Genomic DNA, 18,903 nt, shown 5'->3' with positions numbered 1-18,903 from the left:
TCCCACCCGCAGGAGAACCCCGTGAACACCGTCTGCTTCATCCGCTACCAGCTCGACCCCTTCCAGATCCCCGCCTTCGCCGAATACGCGGCGCACTGGGGCGAGATCATTCCGCGCTGTGGCGGCCACCTCATCGGCTACTTCGTGCCGAGCGAAGGCACCAACGACATCGCCTGGGGCCTGATCGGCTTCGACGACCTCGCCGCGTACGAGCGCTACCGCGCCCGCCTGCGCGCCGACGAGGCCGGGCGCGCCAACTTCGAGCGGGCGCGCACGCAGCGCTTCATCCTGCGCGAGGAGCGCACCTGGCTCGCCAGCGTGCCCGGCACCTTCGCGCGGGAGCGGCGCGCGGTGCCATGATGGCCTGACCATGCACGCCCCGTTCGAACCCACCGTCGCCGCCGTGGCCAGCCTGCTGGCCGACCCGTCGCGCTCGCGCATGCTGCTGCACCTGCTGGGCGGGCGCAAGGCCAGCGCCTCCGACCTGGCCGCCGTGGCCGATGTGTCCGCGGCCACCGCGAGCGGGCACCTGGGCAAGCTGCTCGACGGCCGCCTCATCCGCGTGGAGCCGCGCGGGCGGCACCGCTACTACGCGCTGGCCGACGAATCGGTGGCGCGCTTGCTCGAATCGCTGGCCACGGTGTCGGAGCGCGAAGCCACCAGCCCCGCCTGGCGGCACCCGGCGCGCGCGCGGCTGAAGTTCGCGCGCTGCTGCTACCGGCACCTGGCGGGCGAGCTGGGCGTGGCGCTGTTCTCGGGCCTGGTGCGCCAGGGCGCCTTCGACGCCGTGCCCGAGGGCCTGGCGCTCACGTCCGCCGGGCACGACGCCTTGCGCGCCCTCGATTTCACGGTGCCCGCGCCGTCGAACCGGCGCCGCCGCTACGCCTACGCCTGCCACGACTGGTCCGAGGGCATGGACCACCTGGCCGGTGAACTGGCCGAGCAGGTGTTGGGGCACTTCATCGAACGGGATTGGCTGCGCCGCGGCGAGGGCCGCGCGCTGGCGCTCACGCCACGGGGGCAGGCGCAGTTGATGCCACGGCTGCGGGAGATGGCGCCGGGCTGAGTGGCCTCCTCGCCGGCTCAGCCGAAGCGCAGCTCCATCGCCGGCTGCGCGGCCGACAGCAGTTGCGCGGCCACGACTTCGCCGCCCGTGTGCTCGCGCACCAGCGCCTGCACCGCGTCCATGGCGGCCAGCACGTCGTCGCGCGGCGTGGGCGGCAGGCCGTCGATGTTGAAGAACACCCGCCCGGTCTCGGGCAGGGTCTGCGTGCTCGCGGCCTGGCGCCAGGTCCAGCGGCGCGTAAGCACGCGCGCGCCGTCGGCGAAGACGATCTCGCCCTCGGACGGGGTTTCCACTGGCCCGCCATCGGGTGGCGCAAAACCGTCGCCGGCCTGCGCGCGGCGCAGCGCCAGCGCGTGCTCGCCCGCGCCCAGCGGGTGCACGCCGGCCGGCAGCAGGTGCCGCAGCGACACGATGTTGCCGATGTCCACCAGCGGGTTGATCGAGGGCAGCGCGTCGGGCTTGAGCACGCGCCGCGCCATGGCCTCGATGGACGCGCGGTGCTCGGACGGCTTGGCGCCGAAGCGGCGGTAGGCCTCACGCCAGGCGGCGATGCGCGCGTGCTCGGCCACGTTGCCGCGCACGGCCTCGCGCAACTGCGCCTCCGCCTCACGCAGCAGGGCGGCCAGCGCCGGCGCGTCGCGGTGGTTGTCGGCGCCCTGCACCACCACCACGCCACGGCAGTAGCCGGGGTGGGCGTCCAGGACGTCGGTCGAGAGGCGGTAGCTCAGGGTGGTGGTGCTCATCGTTCAGCCGGCGAGGTTCTTGAACAGGTAGCGGGCCAGTTCGGCCCAGAAGGCCGTGCCCGAATGCTGTTGCCACAGCACGGAGACGTCGGCGAAGGCCTTGTGGAAGACCATGGCCATCAGCCCCATGAGGCCCAGGATGGCGATCACCTGCAGCACGGTCTTGAACAGGGCATCGGGATCGCGGCGCATGCGGGGGAGCTTAGCGGAGCCGCATTGTTTCCAGATCGGCAACTTTCCATTGCCACAGCGGCTGTTTATTCCTTGGTCCGCAATCTTTACAGTTCATCCCATGCCGAACACAAAGCGGCATGAAAAGCAAAACCCCGTTAACTACCCGTTATCTTTAAGGAACTGTCATGAAATCCGCCAAAAGCATCGCCCTCTCCCTGACCCTCGCCCTCGGCGCCGGCGCCGCCTTCGCTGAAGGCCCCATCGAAGGCAATGAAGTCTTCAATTTCCAATCGACCCTGAGCCGCGCCGAAGTGCAAGCCGACGCCGTGCAAGCCAACCAGGCAGGCCTGATCGCCCGTGGTGAAGTCCTGCCGGTGGAAGACAAGGTCGCCAACAGTGGCCTGAGCCGCGCTCAAGTTCGCGCCGAAGCCGTGCAAGCCAACCAGGCTGGCCTGATCGCCCGCGGCGAAATCGTGTCGGTGAGCACCGGTGCGTAAACACAGCGCGTATCACGCGCTTGACGACGACGGCCCTTCGGGGCCGTTTTCGTTTTTGGGGAGTCAACCCGGCGTGCGGGGCCCCAGGTAGCTGTCGATCAGTGTGGTGTCGCTGAGGGCGCCGCGGCCGGCCTGGGCGGCGCCATCCAGCACGCTGAGCACGCTGCGTGCGATCACCGGATCCACCCCGAGCTGGCCGGCTGTTTCGAGGGCGATGCGCAGGTCCTTGCGGAGCGTGTCGATGCTGACGTGGACCGCGTGATCCCCCACCGCGATGCGCGGGGCGCGCTTGTCGAAGATGCGCGACTGGCCCGCGCTGTTCGACACCACCTCGACGAGCTGCAGCGGCTCCACACCCGCACGCCGCGCCAGCGCCATGGCCTCGGCGGTGAGCGCCGAGTGCGCCGCCACCAGCAACTGGTTGATCATCTTCACGGTCGCACCCGCCCCGGGCGGGCCGACGTGGTAGACGTGGCGGGTGCAGGCGCGCAGCGCGAAACCGGCGCGCGCCAGGGCCTCGTCGCCGGCCCCGCAGATGGCCACGAGTTCACCCTCCTCCGCGCCCGTGGCGCCGCCGCTCACCGGGCCATCGATGAGCGCGATGCCGCGTTCGGCCAGTCGCTCGGCCCAGGCGCGGGCGCTGGCCGGCGGCACCGTGCTGCCCAGCCAGACCACGCTGCCCGAGCTCAGGCGCTCGAGAGCGCCGGTGGGCCCGTCGAGCACGCGCTCCACCTGCTTCTCGTCGTGCACCATGAGCAGCAGCACCTCGGCGCCCTGCGCGGCGTGGGCCGGCGAATCGCAGGCCGTGCCGCCGCGTTCGCTGAAGCGCTCGAGCGCGGCGGCGTCGATGTCGAAGCCACTCACCGCGTGGCCGGCTTCCAGCAGACGCGCCGCCATGGCGCCGCCCATGATGCCCAGGCCGATGACGCCGACGCGGCGGCGCTCGCCGCCGGCGGGCGCCACGGTCGAGGGGCGTGCCTCAGGCAATGCGATCCCCCTTCTTGATGACCGCCGCGCGGCTGTCCACGCCGGGCAGCATCTTCGCCGGGTCGCGCGTCACGATCACGTCGATCACCACCGGGCCTTTGGTTGCCATGGCCTGGCGCAGCGCGCCTTCGAGCTCGCCCGGTTCTTCCACGCGGATGCCCGTGCAGTTGAAGGCCTGCGCGACCTTGGCGAAGTTCACCTCGTTGAGGTCGGCGCTGATGTGCTTGCCGGCGCCGTACACCAGGTGCTGCAGGGCCTTCACGTAGCCCGATGCGGCGTTGTTGACCACGATGACAGTGAAGTCCAGCTTCAGGCGCGCGGCGGTTTCCAGGTCGCCCAGCACCATGCAGAAGCCACTGTCGCCCGTGAGGCTGAACACCGGGCGGCCCGGGGCGGCCAGCGCCGCGCCGATGGCGCCGGGCAAGCCGTAGCCGATGGAGGCGAAACCGCGGTCGGGCACGAAGCCGCGGCCCGCGCGCTTGGTGTCGAACAGCAGGCCGGCCCAGTGCGCCGCGAAGCCGCCGTCGGCCACCAGGATGCCGTCCTCGGGCAGAACCTTGTTGATCTCGGTGATGAGGCGCGCGACGGAAATCGGCTTCTCTTCGGAATAGAGGCGACCCGATACCTCTTCGCGCCACTTGGCCATGCGCGCGGGCACGCTGTCGGCCAGCGGCTGCAGGCGCGCCTTCAACGCGGCGGCGCGCGGGCCCAGCGCGGCCAACAGGTCCTGCAGGCCCAGCTTCACGTCGCCCCACAACATCACCTCGGGCTGCAGGGTGCGGCCGAACTCCTCGGCCACGATGTCCAGGTGAATGACGGTCTTGCCCGGCGCGGGCACGGTGTAGCGCTTGGTCGCGATCTCGCCGAGCTTGCAGCCCACCACCAGCACCACGTCGCTCTGCTCGATGAGGCCGTTGGCGATGCGGTCGTAGCGCCCGAACAGGCCGGCGCTCAGCGGGTCGACGCAGGGAATGGCGCCCTTGCCGGTGAGCGTGTGCGCCACCGGGATGTTGGTGGCGCGCGCGAAGTCGGTGAGCACCTGCGCGGCGCCCGAGAGGTGCACGCCGCCGCCGGCCAGCACGATGGGCTGCTTCGCGTTCGCGAGCAGATCGGCGGCGCGCGCGATCGACTCGCCGTCGGGGCGTGAACGCAGCGCGGGGGCGGCCTCGTAGGCCGGGTTCACCACGAAGTCGCTCTCGCTGAACTCGGCGGTGTCGTGCATCAGGTCCTCGGGCACGTCCACCACCACGGGGCCGGGGCGGCCGGTGGTGGCCACGGCGAAGGCGCGGCGCATCAGTTCGGGCACGCGCTTGATCGACTCGATGCGAATGAGCTCCTTGCACATGGGTCGCAGCGCGTCCACCTGGCGGCTCTCCTGCGTCATGTTCTTCCAGGAGTGGTCGCGGTGGGTGTCACCGATCACGCAGACCATGGGCGTGCCCGCGTTGAGCGCCTCGGCCAGCGCGGTGAGCATGTTGGTGGCGCCCGGGCCCACGGTGGCGTCGGCCAGGCCCACGCGGCCGCTGACCTTGGCGTAGGCGTCGGCCACGAAGACGGCGTTGCGCTCGTCGTGGATGAGGTGGTGCGGCAGGCCGAGTTCGCGCGCGGCTTCGTAGAGCGGCAGCACCTGGAAGCCGCCCATGCCGAACATGGGGCCGCCGCCGAAGGCGCGGATCATGCGGGCGATGGCGGCGCCGCCGGACATCGTGAGGGTGGCGGCTGGAACAGCGGCGGTGGGGTTCGTGGACATGGAGAAGGGCTCAGAAGGAGGACGGGCGCGCACGGTGGAAGGCCGTGGCGGACTGGAAGGCCACGCCGGCGCGCAGCAGGCGCGCCTCGTGGAAGGCCGGCGCCACGAGCTGCAGCGACAGCGGCAGGCCCTCGGGCGAGAGGCCGCAGGGCAGCGCGATGGCGGCGAGGCCGTGGTAGCCGACGAAGCGCGTGAGGCGGCTGGGCGCCAGGTCGCTCTCGTCGATCGTGGCCAGCGGCCGCGCGGTGACGGGCAGCGTGGGCAGCACCAGCAGGTCGGTGTGTTCGAACACGCGCGCGAAGTCGCGGATGCGGCGTTGCCGTTCGCGCAGCGCGGCGGCGTAGCGCGGCGCGGGGATGGTCGCGCCACTCAGCAGGCGGGCGCGCGCGGCGGCGTCGCCCCGCGGCGGCGAGCCTTCGAGCAGGTGGCCGTGCTCGGCGTACGCCTCGCTGGAAATGATGACGCCGGTCTCGGCCTGGTCGGCGACAAAGTCGATGCTCGCGAACGCTTCGTCGCGGCGCAGGCAACCCAGCGAGAGCAGCACGCGCACGGCCTCGTCCACCGCCTGCGCGATGGCGGGCTCGACCGCGCCCAAGATGCTGGCCGGCGCGACGCTGATGCGCAGGCCCGCGATGCCCTTGTGCAGGGCCGACAGGAAATCCTCGGGCGGCTGCGCGAGCGTGGCGGGGTCGTGCGGATCGGGGCCGTGCATGGCCTGCAGCAGCAGGGCCGCGTCCTCGGCCGTCCAGGCCATGGGGCCGACGGTGTCCAGCGTGTGGCTCACCAGATCGACACCGAAATTGCTCACGCGGCCCTGCGTGGTCTTCAGGCCCGTGAGGCCGCAGAACGCCGAGGGGATGCGCACCGAGCCACCGGTGTCGGTGCCGATGGCGCCGGCCGCCAGGCCCGCCGACACGGCCACGCCAGAGCCGCTGCTGGAGCCGCCCACGCAGCGCTCGACCGCACCGTCCCAGGGATTCACCGGCGAGCGCATGCCCTGGTTGGTGCCCCAGCCGCCATAGGCGAACTCGACCAGATTGGCCTTGCCCAGCACCACTGCGCCCGCACCCATGAGACGCGCCGCCACGGTGGAGGTGAGCGGGCTCGGCTCGCGCCCGGCGAACACGGTGGAGCCGGCGGTGGTGCGCCGGCCTTCGATGTGCAGCAGGTCCTTGAGGGCCAGCGGCACGCCTTCGAGCAGACCCGCGGGCAAGCCGCTGGCCAGGCGTTGCTCGCTGGCCCTGGCCTGAGCAAGCGCGCTCTCGGCGTAGACCTCGATGTAGGCGTGCAGGTGATCGTTGCGCGCGGCGATGCGGTCGAGATAGGCGCGCGTGACCTCCACCGGCGAGAGCGCGCGGCGCCGGTAGGCCTGGCGCAGTTCGCTCACGCCCAGGCGCAGCGGATCGCTCATCACAGCACCCCCGTCACGATCTGCGGGAAGGCGATCATCAGGCCGATGAGTCCCAGCTCCATGAGGATGAAGGGGATCACGCCGCGGAAGATCTCGCCCAGCTTCAGGCCCGGCACCGAGCCCTGCACCACGAACACGTTGATGCCCACCGGCGGCGTGACCGCACCGATCTCCACGAGCTTGGTCACGAAGATGCCGAACAGCACCGGGTGGATGCCGGCCGCTTCGATGATGGGGAACACCACCGGCATGGTGATGAAGATCATCGAGATGCCGTCGATCAGGCAGCCCAGGATCAGGTAGGGAATGATCAGCAGCAACAGCAGCACGGCCGGCGACAGGTTCAGGCCCGTCACCGCTTCGGCCAGCATCGTGGGCAGTTGCGTGGTGCCCAGGGCCACGCTGAACACGGCCGAGGCGATCATCAACAGGAAGATGGACGCGGTGCTGGAGCCGGTTTCCACCAGGCCCTTCCAGATGGAGCCCTTCTGCCCCTTGCGAAACAGCGCGAACACCAAAGCGAGCGCGGCGCCGATGCCCGCTGCCTCGGTGGCCGTGGCCACGCCGGTGTAGATGCAGCCGATCACCACCAGGAACAGCACCACCACCTCCCAGGCCGCCGCCGTGGCGCTCACGCGCTCGCCCCAGCTGGCCTTCGGGATGCGCGTGCGCTTCACCAGTTCGGGGTCGCGCCGCACCATGAACCAGATGCCGAAGGCGTAGACGATGGCGGTAAGCACGCCCGGGATCAGCGCGCCGATGAACAGGTCGCTCACCGGCACGTTGGTGGCGATGGAGTAGATGACCAGGATGCCGCTGGGCGGGATGAGGATGCCCAGCGCGCCGGCGATGGCCACCGGGCCGGCGGCGAGGCGCTGGTTGTAGCCGGCGCGCAGCATCTCGGGCACCGTCACTTTGGAAATGGTTGCCGCCGTGGCCACGCTCGATCCGCTGACCGTGGCGAAGCCCGCGCAGGCGAACACCGTGGCGATCGGCAGACCACCGGTGAGATGCCCCACCCAGGCCTTGGCGGCCTTGTACGCCTTGTCCGACAGCCCGGCGGAGAACGCGAAGTGCCCCATCAGGATGAACAGAGGGATGACGATGAGCGCCAGGTTGGCGACGCTGCTGTAGGGCAGGCTCTCCAGCAGGAACTCCGTGCCACGCACGCCCCGGATGGCGAACAGGCCCGAGGCGCCCACGGCCAACAGGCTCAGGGCCACGGGCAGGCCCAGGGCCAGCAGAAGGATCACGCCCGCCACCATCAGGTAGCCGATTTCCAAGGGGGTCATAGCGGTTCGCCTGCGTGTTCGGGCGTGCCTTCGTGGCCGCCGTCGGGTCGGTACTGCGGGGTGGTCAGGGCGTCGACCATGTCCATGAGGAACTGCACGGTCAGCAACAGCAGGCCCACGGCGACCACGATCTTGGCGGGCCAGATCGGGTACTCGATCACCGCGTAGGACTGCTCGAGCATGCGCGTCGAGTCGATCGCGCCCCGTGCGGCGTACCAGGTGAACACGCCGCAAACCAGGGTCGAGAGCGCGTGCCGAAGCACCCAGATCCAGCGCCCGGCGTCGCGGCTGATCATGGTGTCGAGCACGCCGACGTGGAAGTGCTCCTTGCGCACCTGCGCCGAACCGAGGGCGAGGAAGACGATGAGCACCAGCAGGAAGATGCCGGTCTCGGCCATGCCGTAGACCGCCTCGCCCAGGAAGCTGCGCGAGAACAGGTCGGGCACCACGGTGAGCATCAGCAGCGCCGTGCCCGCGCCGGCAATCGCGCCCAGGGCCAGGCTGAGGCGGCGTATTGCGCCTGAAAGGGTGGAAAACACGGGTGGGACTCCCAACGCCCGCGCCACGGGGACGCGGGGGTCATGAAGGAAGGGGACTTACTTCTTGCTCAGGCGGTCGAAGCCCGTCACGTAGGGGTGCTTCGCTTCGTACTTGCGGGTCAGCGCGGTGAACTTGTCGACCAGTTCCTGCGGGTTCTTGTAGCGCGGGCGCGCCATGTCGGCCCACTTCTTCTGCACCTCGGGGCGCGCCACGTCCTGCCAGCGCTTGACCTCGGCCTCGTCCAGCGGCACGTAGGTCATCTTGGTGGCGGCGCGCGCCTGTTCCACGGCCTTGTTCATCTCGCCTTCATAGGCCGCGAAGTACTTGCCCGGCACCTCGGCCGCCACCTCTTCCATCACCTTCTGCGTGGCGGGGTCGAGCGACTTCCAGGTGTCCAGGTTGATGGACCAGGTGACCGGCGTGTACACGCCCATGCGGCCGGCGTTGGACGCGTAGGGCGCCATGTCGTAGACCTTGGTGATGACGGCCTGGTTGAAGGGCGTGCCGCTCACGCCCTCGGCGCCACCGCGCTGCACGAGTTCGAGCGCTTCCACCCAGGGGATGCTGATGGGCGTGCCACCCAGGGCCTTGATGCCGTCGGCCACGCCGATGATGGCGCGGATGCGCGAGCCCTTGAGGTCGGCCGCGGTGCGGATGGGCTTGTTGGTCCACAGCGAGTTCTCACCCGAGGCCAGGGCCCACAGCAGCTTCTGGTTGTTGCGCTGGTATTCCTGCTGCAGCTCGGGCGTGGTGTCCATCAGCTCCTTGAAGGCGTAGGTCACCGCGATCGGGTTTTCCGAGATGAAGGGCATGACCACGCCGGTGAGCGGGAACTCGCGCGGGTTGAAGGCGGCGGGCACGGCGGCGCCGATGTCGGCCGCGCCCTTGGCCAGGCCGGTGCTCATCTCGGCCGTCTTGAGCAGGGTGCCACCGTAGTAGGGCTGGAACGTGACCTTGCCCTGCGTGCGCTTGGTGACCTCGTCCATGAAGTACTTCGCCGACATTTCGTAGAACTCGCTGGAGCCGTAGAACGTGGCGTAGGTGAGCTTGCGCGCTTGCTGCGCGGAAGCGCCGAGGGCGGTGAGGGCGCAGGCGGCGATCAGCGCGCCCTTGAAGAAACGTCCGAAGGTGTTCATGCAGGTCTTCTTCCAGGTCAGGGTTGCGGGAGGGGCGGGGAAAAAACGGGGGCTCAGTCGAAGAGGTCGGGCTCGGTGCGGGCCACGGCGTCGTAGATCGGCTGGAAATGCAGCCAGGCCGCCATCGGCGTGGCCAGGTGCTTCGCGGAGTGCGCGGCGGCTTCGGGGCTGATGAGCTTGAGCGGGTGGCCGGTGGCCTCGGCCTTGAGCTGGATTTCGCAGGCGCGCTCCAGCGCGATGAACCACCAGGCGGCCTCGTCCACGCTCTCGCGGCCCACGGTGAACAGGCCGTGGTTCTGGTGGATGACGGCCTTGTTGTCGCCGAAGGCGGCGGCCACGGCCTGGCCCGCTTCGCGGTCCACCACCACGGCGCCGGCCTGTTCGGTGATGACCGCGTGGTCGTTGTAGAAGCCGGCGGCTGTCTGCGTGATCGGGTCCAGCGGACGGCCCAGCGCAGCCCAGGCCATGCCGTTGGCCGTGTGCATGTGGCACGAGGCCAGCACGTGCGGGTGGTGCTGGTGGATGGCCGAGTGCAGCACGAAGCCGGCCTGGTTGACGGCCCAGTTGCCTTCGAGCACGGTGCCCGCGTGGTCGACCAGCAGCAGGTCGGACACGCGCACGCGACCGAAGTCCATGGCGAAGGGGTTGGTCCAGAAACGGTCGGGGAATTCGGGGTCGCGCACCGTCACGTGGCCGGCAAAGCCGTATTCGTAGCGGTAGCGCGCGAACACGCGGCACACGGCGGCCAGACGCTGCTTGCGGTGCAGCCGCTCCTCCTCGACGCTCTGGAAGACCGGTGGCTTCGGAAAGTACAGGCCCTGCTGCGATGGCTGGTAAACGGAGGCTTTTTCGGATGCCTTCTGGCTGGCGGGCGGGGGAGTCATGTCCATCAAGGGGGCCTTGTGTTGGGCGGCGGCCTCAGCCGCGCGCGATCGGGAACGACCGGGCGCCGATGCGCAGCCAGTCGTTGACGTGGAAATAGAGGAAGCGCGCGCCGCGCGCCACCCATTGCCCGGCGTCGCCAGGCTTGACCATGGTCCCGACGGCGCGGCCACCCGCGCGGGTGCGTTGCAGGATGTCGTCCACCGCCGCCTGCACGGGCGGCACGGCGTAGTCGCCACGGTGGCCCATGCTGCGCGACAGGTCCACAGGGCCGATGAAGTGGGCGTCGATGCCGTCGACGGCGAGGAAGTCGTCGAGGTTGGCGTGCGCGGCGGCGCTCTCGATCTGCACCACGAAGACCTTGTCGTCGGCGTCGTGCGGGTGGCAGTAGCGCAGCACGTCCAGCGCGGCGCGCGCCTGCGCGGCGGTGTCCAAGCGCGGCACGATCACGCCGTCGATGCCGCGCAGCAGCATGCGCTCGATGACCCAGGGCTCGGGCGAGAACAGGCGCACCAGCACGCACAGGCCGCTCAGGCGCGCGGCGCGCGCCATGTCCTCGATGCGCTCGAAGTCGGGGCTGCCCTGTTCGGCGTCGAGCATCACCGCGTCCACGCCCAGCTCGGGGCGCGCCAGGAACTCCACCAGGCCGGCGTTGGCGTAGTCGGCGTTGATCACGGCCACGGGCCGGTCCTCGCGCAGGGCCTGCTTGAACCGCTGCGCCGCCTTCATGTGCGCACCTGCGTGGCGGGAGCCATGCCCAGCGCCTGTTCCAGTGCGCGCGCCTCGCGCATGAGCAGCGCCACGATGGAAGCGCGCCGCTCGGGCGCCATGCGGCTGCTGATGGTGGCAATGGACAGGGCGGCCGCCGGGCGGCCGGCCGCGTCGTGCACGATGACGCCCAGCGCCACCATCTCCGGCAGCATCTTGCCGTCGTTGAGCGAGTGGCCCTGCTCGCGCGTCTGGCGCACCATGGCGCGCAGGTTGGCCGGGTCGAAGTTGGCGTGCGGCGCGAGCTTGTCGCGGTTGCGCGCGATCACCTGCTCCACCTCGGCGTCTGGCAGCGCGGACAGCAGCGCCAGGCTGCCGGCGCCCAGGCCCAGCGGGCGGTAGTCGCCCACCTCCAGCGTGAGCGTGCGGATCGGGAAGGAGCCGATCTGGCGCGCCACGCACAGCGCGCTGTCGCCCGCCCGCAGCGAGAGGTAGACCGTGTCCCCGGTTTCCTCGGCCAGCAGCGCCATGGACGGCTGGGCCAGTTGCACCAGGTCGAACCGCACCGCCGAGGCCAGGCCCATGCGGTAGAGCTTGAGGCCGGGGAAGAACAGGCGCGACTTCTCCTCGTAGTCCACCAGACCCAGCTTGCGCAGCCCGTTGAGCAGGCGGTGCGCCGTGGGCTTGGAGAGTTGGGCGTGTTCGGCCAAGGCCCCCAGCGACGCGCCGCGCGCCGCGTGGTTCACGACCTCTTCCAACAGGCCGATGGCCCGGTCCAGGCTCTGCGTGAGCGAGGCCTGGGTGCCGGCGGTGTCGGAGTCGGATTCGGTGAGGGTGCTCATCGGGGTCGTCCTTTCGTCTCATTAAATGAAACGAAAGTTTATGTGAATTTGTGCACCGGACTATACATACCATTTAACGGTATGTCATCACCATTAAATGAGATAGAGTGCCAAGCATTCCCTGATTCCACCCACCGCTGAGAGGAGCGTCCGTGTCCGATGCCGTGAGCCCCCCCTTCCCGTCCAGCCTGGGCAGCGCCTTGCAGGAAACGCGCCGCGCGCTGGACCGCATCGAGCGGCTGAACCCCTCGATCAACGCCATGATCTGCACCACCGCCGAGCCGGCCCTGCGCACGGCCGAGGCGCTGGACCGCGCGGCCGCCGCCGGTGAATGGCGCGGCCTGCTGCACGGCATGACCGTCAGCGTGAAGGACAACGTCGACGTGGCCGGCGTGCCCACCACGGCGGCCTCGGTCATCCTGAAAGACAACGTGGCGCGCACGAACGCCTTCGTGGTCGACCGCCTGGTGCGCAATGGCGCGGTGATCGTGGGCAAGGCCAACCTGCACGAGTGGGTGTTCGGCCCCACCAGCCAGAGCCAGCACTTCGGCCCCGTGCGCAACCCCTGGAACACGGGTCACATCGCGGGCGGCTCCAGCGGCGGCTCGGGCGCCTCGGTGGCGGCCGGCATGTGCGTGGCCTCCATCGGCAGCGACACGGCCGGCTCGATCCGCCTGCCCGCCTCCTTCAACGGCGTGGCCGGCCTGCGGCCCACGGTCGGGCGCATCTCCACCAGCGGCTCGCTGCCCGTGAGCCCGCCCTTTGACACCCTGGGCCCGCTGGCGCGCCGTGTGAGCGACGTGGCGCGCGTGTTCGCCGCCATCGCGGGCCACGACCCGAACGACCCGATGTCGGCCGAGGTGCCGGTGCCGAACTTCCTCGCCCAGCTCAACGAGCCGGTGCGCGGCCTGCGCCTGGGCATTCAGCGCCGCTGGTTCTACGAGGACCTGGACCCCGACATCGCCGCCGCCATGGAGCGCGCGCTCGACGTGTTCCGCTCGCTCGGCGTGGAGCTGGTCGACATCGACCTGGGCGACGTGGAAAACGCGCAGCAGATGCTCACCTTCACCATGATCCCCGCCGACGCCATGCGCCTGCACCGCGACCGCATCGCCCAGCGTGAGGCCGACTATGGCGCCGACGTGCTCATGCGCATGCGCCTGGGCGAGAACGTGAGCGGTGAGCAGTACGCGGCGGCCATGCGCTGGATGGAGCGCTGGCGCCACCGCCTGCGCGGCGTGTTCCAGCGCGTGGATGCCATCCTCTCGCCCACCACGCCGGCCACAGCGCCCGCCGCGCAGGGCCTGGACTTCGCGCAGGCGATCCGGCGCATCCCGCGCTTCAGTTGCGCCTGGCCCATCGCGGGCATCCCCAGCCTGGCCGTGCCCTGCGGCTTCAGCGGTGACGGCCTGCCCCTGTCGCTGGAACTGGCGGCCGGCTGGTACAACGAGCCCACCGTGCTCCGCCTGGGGCATGCGTACCAGACCCTCACCGACCACCACTTGCGCGCCGCGCCCGTCCTGCATGCTTGACGTCAGCTTCGACCCCCACCACAGCGGCCCGCTGCGCGGCCTGCGCGCGCTCGATCTCTCGCGCCTGGTCGCGGGCAACATGCTGTCGCTGCAACTCGCCGACTTCGGCGCCGAGGTCATCAAGGTGGAAGACCCCGACGGCGGCGACACCCTGCGCCAGTGGCGCGAGCGCGGGCCGAACCACCCTGAGGGCGTGGAGGTCTGGTGGAAGGTCTACGCGCGCAACAAGAAGAGCCTGGCCATCGACCTGCACAGCGAGGCCGGGCGCGAGGCGCTGCGCGCGCTGATCGCCGGCGCCCAGGTGCTGATCGAAAGCTTTCGCCCGGGCACGCTGGAGAAGATGGGCTTCAGCCCCGACGCGCTGCTGGCGCTCAACCCGAAACTGGTCATCGTGCGCCTGACCGGCTGGGGCCAGACCGGGCCCTACCACCAGCAGCCCGGCTTCGGCAGCCTGGTGGAGGCGATGTCGGGCTTCGCGGCCAAGAACGGCGCGCCCGAGGCGCCGCCCATGCTGCCCAACATGGCCCTGGCCGACATGGTGGCCGGCCTGTACGGCGCTTTCGCCGTGGCCGCCGCCGTTCGCGAGGTGGAAACCCATGGCGGCGCGGGCCAGGTCATCGACCTCTCGCTGCTCGAACCGCTGCTCTCCATCATGGGCCCCGACGCGGCGGCCCACCACGTCAGCGGCAAGCTGCCCGCGCGCACCGGCAACCGCACCTCCATCACCGCGCCGCGCAACATCTACCGCACCCGGGGCGACGGCTGGGTCGCGCTGTCGGCGTCCACGCAGGGCATGACGGAGCGCCTGCTGCGCGCCATCGGCCGCCCCGAACTCATCGACGACCCGCGCTTTCGCACCAACGCCGACCGATTGGCCCACGTGGACGCGCTGGACGCCGTCGTCGGCGAATTCATCGGCGCGCGCACGCTGGAGGAGAACCTCGCCTTCTTCCGCGAGCGCGAGGTCACCGTGGGGCCGGTCTATGACATCGGCCAGATCGTGACCGATCCGCACGTGGTGGCGCGCGGCATCGTGGTTCGCGCGCCGGACGCCGACACCGGCTCGCTGCCCATGCACGCGGTTGTTCCCCGCCTGTCGCGCACGCCCGGTGGGCTGGCGCGGCCCGCGCCACGGCTGGGCGAGCACACGCTGGAGGTGCTGCGCGGCGCTGGCGTGAGCGAGGCGGCCATCCAGGAACTCATCGCGAAGAAAGTCATTGCCTCATGAACCTCGAACAAGCCCACGCGCTGCGCTCGCAGCTCTTCGTGCCCGCGTTGTCGGAACGTTTCGTCGACAAGGCACACGAGCGCGGTGCCGACGCGGTCATCGTGGACCTGGAAGACGCCATCGCGCCCGACGCCAAGGCGGATGCGCGCCGCGCGCTGCCCGAGGTGGTGCGGCGCATCGCCGCGCACGGCATGCCCGTGTTCGTGCGCGTCAACAACGACCCGGCCCTGCTCGACGAGGACCTGGCCGCTGCGCTGGCCACGCCCTTGGCCGGTGTCTTCCTGCCCAAGGCCGAAGACCCGGCCCAGGTGCGTGCCGTGGCCGAGCGCACCCGCCAGGCCGGCACGGGCCTGGTGCTGCTGCTGGAGACCCCGCCGGCCGTGCTGCGCGCCGAGGCGCTCTGCGCCTGCAGCGACGAGACCATCGGCGTGGTGTTCGGCAGCGAGGACTACGCCAACGCTCTCGGCGTGGTGCCCACCATGGAATCGATGCACTACGCCGCGCACGCCGTGGCCCTGGCCGCTCGCGCCCACGGCCGCGCGGCCTGGGGCGTGGTGGGCAGTCTGGCCGAATTCGGTGACCTGGCCCTGCTGGGCCGCATGGCACGCGCCGCGCGGCACGCGGGCTTCACCGGCGCGCTGGCCATCCACCCCACGCAGGTACCGGTGTTCAACGAAGCCTTCGGCGCCAGCGATCAGGAGCTCAGCGACGCGGCGGCCATCGTCGCCACCTTCGAGCGCGCCCTCGCCGAAGGCCGCGGCGCGGTGCAGCACCAGGGCCGCATGCTGGACAAGCCCATCGTCGACCGGGCGCGCGCCCTGATGGCCAGGGCGGGGCGCGGAGATTGACGCGCTTCGCGGCCACCGCTGCACCGCCATGAGGTCGTGAAGGCCTGACCGCGCGGTCACATCCGGTCACATCAGGCGCCTGCGCTATCCTGTCCGCGGCACCATTGCCGTCGGATGGGACGATGACCACATTTGCTTCCTCATTGAAGAAGGAAATTGCGCGCGTGGCGCGCAAGGAGTTGAAGGACGAGTTGGGCGCCTTGCGCAAGGCCTCGGCCAGCTACCGCACCGAGATCGCCGCGCTCAAGCGCCAGGTGCGCGAGCTGCAGGTGGCCCTGCGCCAGACCAGCCGCCGCGCCGACAAGGCCCTGCACACGGTCGCGCCCGACGCGCCGGCCGAGTCCCCGAAGCGCGGCCGGCGCGCGGTGTTCAGTGCCGAACGCTTCAAGGCCCAGCGCGAACGCCTGGGCCTCACGCAGAAAGACATGGCGGCCTACCTCGGCACCTCGACGCTGTCGGTGTGGAAGTGGGAGACCGGCCAGGTCACGCCGCGCGCGCGCTTCCTGCCGGCCATCCTCGGCCTGCGCACCACGGGCAAGCGCGAGGTGCTGCAGCAGCTGGCCCGGGGGGCCGGCGGCGCGACCGACTGAACCGCGCCCGCTTCAGCTCGCCTCGGCCCGCGCGTTGAACGGGAAGAAGGGGCTGAACGCGCTCGCCATCGCCGGAAAGCTGTCGCCCGCGGAGGCCACGCGCTGCAACGCGCCCGGGTGGACCATGTGCGTGCAGCATTCCATCAATTCGCGTTGCATGTCGACGGCCGCGGCGCCGAGTTGCTGCCAGTACTGCGTGGCGCCTTCGAGGTCGAAGCGCAGCAGGTCGGCCTGAACCTGCATCACCTGGGCCGGCTCGCTGGTTTCCTTCAGCTTCTCGGCCGCTCGCGAATAGTGCTGCAGCGCCTGATGCGCCGCCTTCTCCTGGATCTTTCGCATCGCCTCGAAACCGCGAAACACCGCGCAGGCGCTTTCGGCGGCCAGCGTCAGTTGCTGTCGCGGCAACTCACTGGCTGCGCTCCAGGCGGCTTCGGGCGTCACAGCAGCAGCGGCGGGGGAACTGGAATTGCGTTTGGTGGCCATGGCCTTCTCCTGATGTTCAATGGTGATCAGGCGGCGAGACGGGGCGTTGCGATCGCACATTCGTCACGCCGCGCACGCCGGCCACGCCGATGTGGGTGGTGTTGATGGCGGGATCCCAGGCGAGTTCCGCCGCCACGTCCTTCTTCAATTGCTCGTCGGTCTTCATGGAAAGCACTCCTCTTGGCGAATGGGGCCGTCGGCCGCATTGGCCTCGACGGGAGTCCCCAGTCTGGGCCGTGCGCGCGGCCCCGGCTTTGATGCGGCGCAAGTTGCGTCCTCCGCAGCGCCCGCGCGCAGATGGGTGGACAGCTCAACCGCCCAGCGTGCCGCGTCGGGCGCGTAGCCCAGGCAGCATTGCACCGTGGTGGTGCTCTCGGCCAGCACCTGCGCGTGCTCGATGCGCCGGTTCAACTCGCGGCACAGCATCGACCAGGGCACCGGGCTCAACAAGGTACCCGACCACAACTGCACGCGGTCGCGGCGCCAGGTCTGCGAGACGCCCGTGAGCTTGCGCCCGTCCACCAGCACCTCGCCGGGCGCGCGCCCCGCGAAGCAGGCCCAGTGCGAGGACAGCGGCCCCTCGTGACAGTGCGCGTCGATGCCATGGCTGCGCAACCAGTCGCGGTGCAGCGCGCCGAACCACAGGGCCGCGGCCGACGGGCCCTGACGCAGGCGCGGGTGCGAGGCCGGCAGCACCAGCACGGCGCGCAACAGCCAGGGCCCCAGCAACACCGCGCCGCCGCCGCTCGAGCGCAGGCGGCAGGGCCAGGGAACCCCGGCCGAGTCGCCACGCTGCGAACGCCCCAGCGAGAGCCCCGCGTGAGAGGACACGGCCGCCAGAGCCATCGGCAGGTGCATGGTTCATCCTCGCGCGATCTGGCCCACCGCCTGCCCGCGCGCGAAGCTCGCGCCCGCCGGCACGAGCACGCGCTCCAACACGCCGGCCACGGGCGCCACGATGTCCAGCGAACTCTTGACGAGCACGGCGCGCGCCACCACCTGGCCCACCGCCACCGCGTCGCCAGGCGCCACCAGCCAACGGTCCAGCAGGGCCTGCACCTCGTCGTCCACGCCGGTCCAAACCTCCGGCGGCAGGCCCAGCTCGGCCATGCCGCTGTTGGTGTTCACGGTCATGCCGCCGCCTTGAGCTTCGAATCGACCAGCTCGCAGCAGGCCTCGACGATGCGCGCCACCGAGGGAATCACGGCCTGCTCCAGCGGACGGCTGTAGGGGATGGGCACATTCGGCACGCCCAGTCGGCGGATCGGTGCGGCCAGCGCGATCTCGTCCATGTGTTCCGCCACCACGGCGGCGATCTCGCCCGACAGGCCGAAGCTCACGTAGTCCTCGTCCACGATCAGCAGCCGCCCGGTCTTGCCGACCGAACGCAGCACGGTCTGAGTGTCCATCGGCACCAGGGTGCGCAGGTCGATGACCTCGGCCTCGATGCCTTGCGTGTGCAGCGTGCGCGCGGCCAGCATGGCCTTGTGCACCATCTGACTCAGCGTCACGATGCTCACGTGCCGACCCTCCCGCACCACGGCCGCCTGACCGAAAGGCACGGTGTAGGCCTCCTGGGGTACCGCTGTGCTGGCGCCCTCGTGGTACTGCATCCACGGAAGACCCATGATGCCCTTGTGGAAGAAGTACATGACCGGGTTGTCATCGCGGATCGCCTGGATCATCAGCCCCTTCGCGTCGTAGGCATTGGACGGCACCACCACCTTGAGACCCGGCATGTGTGCGAAGGTCGAGTACAGGCACTGCGAGTGCTGGGCCGCGTCGCCGTAGCCACCGCCGATGGCCGTCATCAGGACCACCGGCAGCTTCACCTGCCCGCCCGACATGTAATGGTTCTTCGCCAGGTGGTTGTAGATCTGGTCCATGCAGACGCCGAAGAAGTCCACGAACATCAGCTCGGCAATGGGACGCAGCCCTTCGGCGGCCGCGCCCGTGGCCGCGCCGATGAAGGCGCTTTCCGAGATGGGCGTGTCGCGAATGCGCTCGGGACCGAAGCGCTCCAGCAGGCCGCCGGTGGCGCTGAAGATGCCGCCGTAGCGGCCGATGTCCTCGCCCATCGCGAAGACACGCGGGTCGCGTTCCATCTCCTGCCCGATCGCTTCGGCGATGGCCTGGGCCATGGTGAGGGTGCGCGGGGCGCTGGCGGAAACGCTCGCAGGGGTACTCATGGTGG

23 protein-coding genes are annotated in these 18,903 nt (G+C 70.4%); 7 read left to right on the top strand and 16 right to left on the bottom strand.

The window, feature by feature from the left end; all coding sequences use genetic code 11:
- Positions 1-21 precede the first annotated feature (21 nt).
- On the top strand, positions 22-360 hold the full coding sequence (locus tag BN948_RS03710) for an NIPSNAP family protein (RefSeq protein ID WP_009517299.1): 339 nt from the start codon (positions 22-24) through the stop codon (positions 358-360).
- 10 nt (positions 361-370) lie between these two features.
- Positions 371-1,066 carry an ArsR/SmtB family transcription factor gene (locus BN948_RS03705; protein ID WP_009517300.1) on the top strand — a complete coding sequence of 232 codons (696 nt, stop codon included), beginning with the start codon at positions 371-373 and terminating at the stop codon, positions 1,064-1,066.
- Between the two features lie 17 nt (positions 1,067-1,083).
- Here the strand turns inward: BN948_RS03705 and BN948_RS03700 are convergent, their stop codons facing one another.
- Both BN948_RS03700 and BN948_RS03695 read right to left on the bottom strand, forming a co-directional pair.
- Positions 1,084-1,809, bottom strand: a complete 726-nt coding sequence (locus BN948_RS03700) for a B3/B4 domain-containing protein (RefSeq protein ID WP_009517301.1) — start codon at positions 1,807-1,809, stop codon at positions 1,084-1,086.
- Positions 1,810-1,812: 3 nt separating this feature from the next.
- Positions 1,813-2,001 carry a hypothetical protein gene (locus BN948_RS03695; protein ID WP_035620440.1) on the bottom strand — a complete coding sequence of 63 codons (189 nt, stop codon included), beginning with the start codon at positions 1,999-2,001 and terminating at the stop codon, positions 1,813-1,815.
- 167 nt (positions 2,002-2,168) lie between these two features.
- On the opposite strand from BN948_RS03695, the gene BN948_RS03690 reads away from it, so the two are divergent.
- Positions 2,169-2,480, top strand: coding sequence for a DUF4148 domain-containing protein (locus BN948_RS03690; protein WP_009517303.1), 312 nt, complete (start codon positions 2,169-2,171; stop codon positions 2,478-2,480).
- 63 nt (positions 2,481-2,543) lie between these two features.
- Here BN948_RS03690 and BN948_RS03685 read toward each other — a convergent pair whose 3' ends face one another.
- From BN948_RS03685 to BN948_RS03645, 9 genes are read right to left on the bottom strand one after another with little or no spacing between them, the layout of a single operon-like run.
- The gene (locus BN948_RS03685) at positions 2,544-3,467 is read right to left on the bottom strand and encodes an NAD(P)-dependent oxidoreductase (RefSeq protein ID WP_236953904.1); all 924 of its coding nucleotides are present in this window, start codon (positions 3,465-3,467) and stop codon (positions 2,544-2,546) included.
- Positions 3,460-5,217: a thiamine pyrophosphate-binding protein gene (locus tag BN948_RS03680; RefSeq protein WP_009517305.1), complete on the bottom strand. Its 1,758-nt coding sequence runs from the start codon at positions 5,215-5,217 to the stop codon at positions 3,460-3,462. Before BN948_RS03680 ends, BN948_RS03685 begins: the two co-directional genes overlap by 8 nt.
- A gap of 10 nt (positions 5,218-5,227) precedes the next feature.
- Positions 5,228-6,628: an amidase gene (locus BN948_RS03675; RefSeq protein ID WP_009517306.1), complete on the bottom strand. Its 1,401-nt coding sequence runs from the start codon at positions 6,626-6,628 to the stop codon at positions 5,228-5,230.
- Positions 6,628-7,920 (bottom strand): TRAP transporter large permease, encoded by a 1,293-nt coding sequence (locus tag BN948_RS03670; protein ID WP_009517307.1) that lies wholly within the window; start codon positions 7,918-7,920, stop codon positions 6,628-6,630. Before BN948_RS03670 ends, BN948_RS03675 begins: the two co-directional genes overlap by 1 nt.
- Positions 7,917-8,459 carry a TRAP transporter small permease subunit gene (locus BN948_RS03665; RefSeq protein WP_009517308.1) on the bottom strand — a complete coding sequence of 181 codons (543 nt, stop codon included), beginning with the start codon at positions 8,457-8,459 and terminating at the stop codon, positions 7,917-7,919. Before BN948_RS03665 ends, BN948_RS03670 begins: the two co-directional genes overlap by 4 nt.
- 57 nt (positions 8,460-8,516) lie before the next feature.
- The gene (gene dctP, locus BN948_RS03660) at positions 8,517-9,596 is read right to left on the bottom strand and encodes a TRAP transporter substrate-binding protein DctP (RefSeq protein ID WP_009517309.1); all 1,080 of its coding nucleotides are present in this window, start codon (positions 9,594-9,596) and stop codon (positions 8,517-8,519) included.
- Positions 9,597-9,649: 53 nt separating this feature from the next.
- Positions 9,650-10,486 carry a class II aldolase/adducin family protein gene (locus BN948_RS03655; protein ID WP_009517310.1) on the bottom strand — a complete coding sequence of 279 codons (837 nt, stop codon included), beginning with the start codon at positions 10,484-10,486 and terminating at the stop codon, positions 9,650-9,652.
- A 28-nt stretch (positions 10,487-10,514) separates the two neighbouring features.
- On the bottom strand, positions 10,515-11,207 hold the full coding sequence (locus BN948_RS03650; RefSeq protein WP_009517311.1) for an HpcH/HpaI aldolase family protein: 693 nt from the start codon (positions 11,205-11,207) through the stop codon (positions 10,515-10,517).
- Positions 11,204-12,028 carry an IclR family transcriptional regulator gene (locus BN948_RS03645; protein WP_009517312.1) on the bottom strand — a complete coding sequence of 275 codons (825 nt, stop codon included), beginning with the start codon at positions 12,026-12,028 and terminating at the stop codon, positions 11,204-11,206. The genes BN948_RS03650 and BN948_RS03645 overlap by 4 nt, the downstream gene beginning before the upstream one ends.
- 152 nt (positions 12,029-12,180) lie before the next feature.
- On the opposite strand from BN948_RS03645, the gene BN948_RS03640 reads away from it, so the two are divergent.
- The 4 genes from BN948_RS03640 (at position 12,181) to BN948_RS03625 (ending at position 16,226) form a co-directional block, all read left to right on the top strand.
- On the top strand, positions 12,181-13,560 hold the full coding sequence (locus BN948_RS03640) for an amidase (RefSeq protein ID WP_009517313.1): 1,380 nt from the start codon (positions 12,181-12,183) through the stop codon (positions 13,558-13,560).
- Entirely contained in the window at positions 13,553-14,788 is a 1,236-nt protein-coding gene (locus tag BN948_RS03635) for a CaiB/BaiF CoA transferase family protein (RefSeq protein ID WP_009517314.1), read from the top strand. Before BN948_RS03640 ends, BN948_RS03635 begins: the two co-directional genes overlap by 8 nt.
- On the top strand, positions 14,785-15,636 hold the full coding sequence (locus BN948_RS03630) for an HpcH/HpaI aldolase/citrate lyase family protein (RefSeq protein WP_009517315.1): 852 nt from the start codon (positions 14,785-14,787) through the stop codon (positions 15,634-15,636). Before BN948_RS03635 ends, BN948_RS03630 begins: the two co-directional genes overlap by 4 nt.
- Positions 15,637-15,758: 122 nt before the next feature.
- Complete coding sequence (locus BN948_RS03625; protein ID WP_009517316.1) at positions 15,759-16,226, top strand: helix-turn-helix domain-containing protein; 468 nt, start codon at positions 15,759-15,761, stop codon at positions 16,224-16,226.
- 12 nt (positions 16,227-16,238) lie between these two features.
- On the opposite strand, the gene BN948_RS03620 is transcribed toward BN948_RS03625, so the two are convergent.
- Genes BN948_RS03620 through BN948_RS03605 form a run of 5 tightly spaced genes read right to left on the bottom strand, consistent with a single transcriptional unit; the run spans position 16,239 to position 18,898 of the window.
- Positions 16,239-16,709, bottom strand: a complete 471-nt coding sequence (locus BN948_RS03620; RefSeq protein ID WP_009517317.1) for a phasin family protein — start codon at positions 16,707-16,709, stop codon at positions 16,239-16,241.
- Between the two features lie 16 nt (positions 16,710-16,725).
- A complete protein-coding gene (locus BN948_RS27140) occupies positions 16,726-16,875 on the bottom strand; it encodes a BON domain-containing protein (RefSeq protein ID WP_009517318.1) in 150 nt (49 codons plus the stop codon).
- Entirely contained in the window at positions 16,872-17,567 is a 696-nt protein-coding gene (locus BN948_RS25465) for a lipoate--protein ligase family protein (protein WP_009517319.1), read from the bottom strand. Before BN948_RS25465 ends, BN948_RS27140 begins: the two co-directional genes overlap by 4 nt.
- Before the next feature lie 3 nt (positions 17,568-17,570).
- Positions 17,571-17,843, bottom strand: a complete 273-nt coding sequence (locus BN948_RS03610; protein ID WP_009517320.1) for a lipoyl domain-containing protein — start codon at positions 17,841-17,843, stop codon at positions 17,571-17,573.
- Entirely contained in the window at positions 17,840-18,898 is a 1,059-nt protein-coding gene (locus BN948_RS03605) for an alpha-ketoacid dehydrogenase subunit beta (protein WP_009517321.1), read from the bottom strand. The genes BN948_RS03610 and BN948_RS03605 overlap by 4 nt, the downstream gene beginning before the upstream one ends.
- Positions 18,899-18,903 lie beyond the last annotated feature (5 nt).

It is taken from the genome of Hydrogenophaga intermedia, from assembly GCF_000723405.1.
Taxonomy (GTDB): Bacteria; Pseudomonadota; Gammaproteobacteria; order Burkholderiales; family Burkholderiaceae_C; genus Hydrogenophaga; species Hydrogenophaga intermedia.
The sequence above is the reverse complement of the archived record's forward strand: the minus strand, read 5'-3'. Positions and strand labels throughout refer to the sequence as shown.

Coding starts and splice junctions, on each gene's coding strand:
- dctP (WP_009517309.1), bottom strand. CDS start 9,596: ATGAACACCTTCGGACGTTTCTTCAAGGGCGCGCTGATCGCCGCCTGC.
- BN948_RS03705 (WP_009517300.1), top strand. CDS start 371: ATGCACGCCCCGTTCGAACCCACCGTCGCCGCCGTGGCCAGCCTGCTG.
- BN948_RS03655 (WP_009517310.1), bottom strand. CDS start 10,486: ATGGACATGACTCCCCCGCCCGCCAGCCAGAAGGCATCCGAAAAAGCC.
- BN948_RS03670 (WP_009517307.1), bottom strand. CDS start 7,920: ATGACCCCCTTGGAAATCGGCTACCTGATGGTGGCGGGCGTGATCCTT.
- BN948_RS03645 (WP_009517312.1), bottom strand. CDS start 12,028: ATGAGCACCCTCACCGAATCCGACTCCGACACCGCCGGCACCCAGGCC.
- BN948_RS03650 (WP_009517311.1), bottom strand. CDS start 11,207: ATGAAGGCGGCGCAGCGGTTCAAGCAGGCCCTGCGCGAGGACCGGCCC.
- BN948_RS27140 (WP_009517318.1), bottom strand. CDS start 16,875: ATGAAGACCGACGAGCAATTGAAGAAGGACGTGGCGGCGGAACTCGCC.
- BN948_RS03605 (WP_009517321.1), bottom strand. CDS start 18,898: ATGAGTACCCCTGCGAGCGTTTCCGCCAGCGCCCCGCGCACCCTCACC.
- BN948_RS03630 (WP_009517315.1), top strand. CDS start 14,785: ATGAACCTCGAACAAGCCCACGCGCTGCGCTCGCAGCTCTTCGTGCCC.
- BN948_RS03675 (WP_009517306.1), bottom strand. CDS start 6,628: ATGAGCGATCCGCTGCGCCTGGGCGTGAGCGAACTGCGCCAGGCCTAC.
- BN948_RS03700 (WP_009517301.1), bottom strand. CDS start 1,809: ATGAGCACCACCACCCTGAGCTACCGCCTCTCGACCGACGTCCTGGAC.
- BN948_RS03610 (WP_009517320.1), bottom strand. CDS start 17,843: ATGACCGTGAACACCAACAGCGGCATGGCCGAGCTGGGCCTGCCGCCG.
- BN948_RS03635 (WP_009517314.1), top strand. CDS start 13,553: ATGCTTGACGTCAGCTTCGACCCCCACCACAGCGGCCCGCTGCGCGGC.
- BN948_RS03680 (WP_009517305.1), bottom strand. CDS start 5,217: ATGTCCACGAACCCCACCGCCGCTGTTCCAGCCGCCACCCTCACGATG.
- BN948_RS25465 (WP_009517319.1), bottom strand. CDS start 17,567: ATGCACCTGCCGATGGCTCTGGCGGCCGTGTCCTCTCACGCGGGGCTC.
- BN948_RS03695 (WP_035620440.1), bottom strand. CDS start 2,001: ATGCGCCGCGATCCCGATGCCCTGTTCAAGACCGTGCTGCAGGTGATC.
- BN948_RS03625 (WP_009517316.1), top strand. CDS start 15,759: ATGACCACATTTGCTTCCTCATTGAAGAAGGAAATTGCGCGCGTGGCG.
- BN948_RS03620 (WP_009517317.1), bottom strand. CDS start 16,709: ATGGCCACCAAACGCAATTCCAGTTCCCCCGCCGCTGCTGCTGTGACG.
- BN948_RS03690 (WP_009517303.1), top strand. CDS start 2,169: ATGAAATCCGCCAAAAGCATCGCCCTCTCCCTGACCCTCGCCCTCGGC.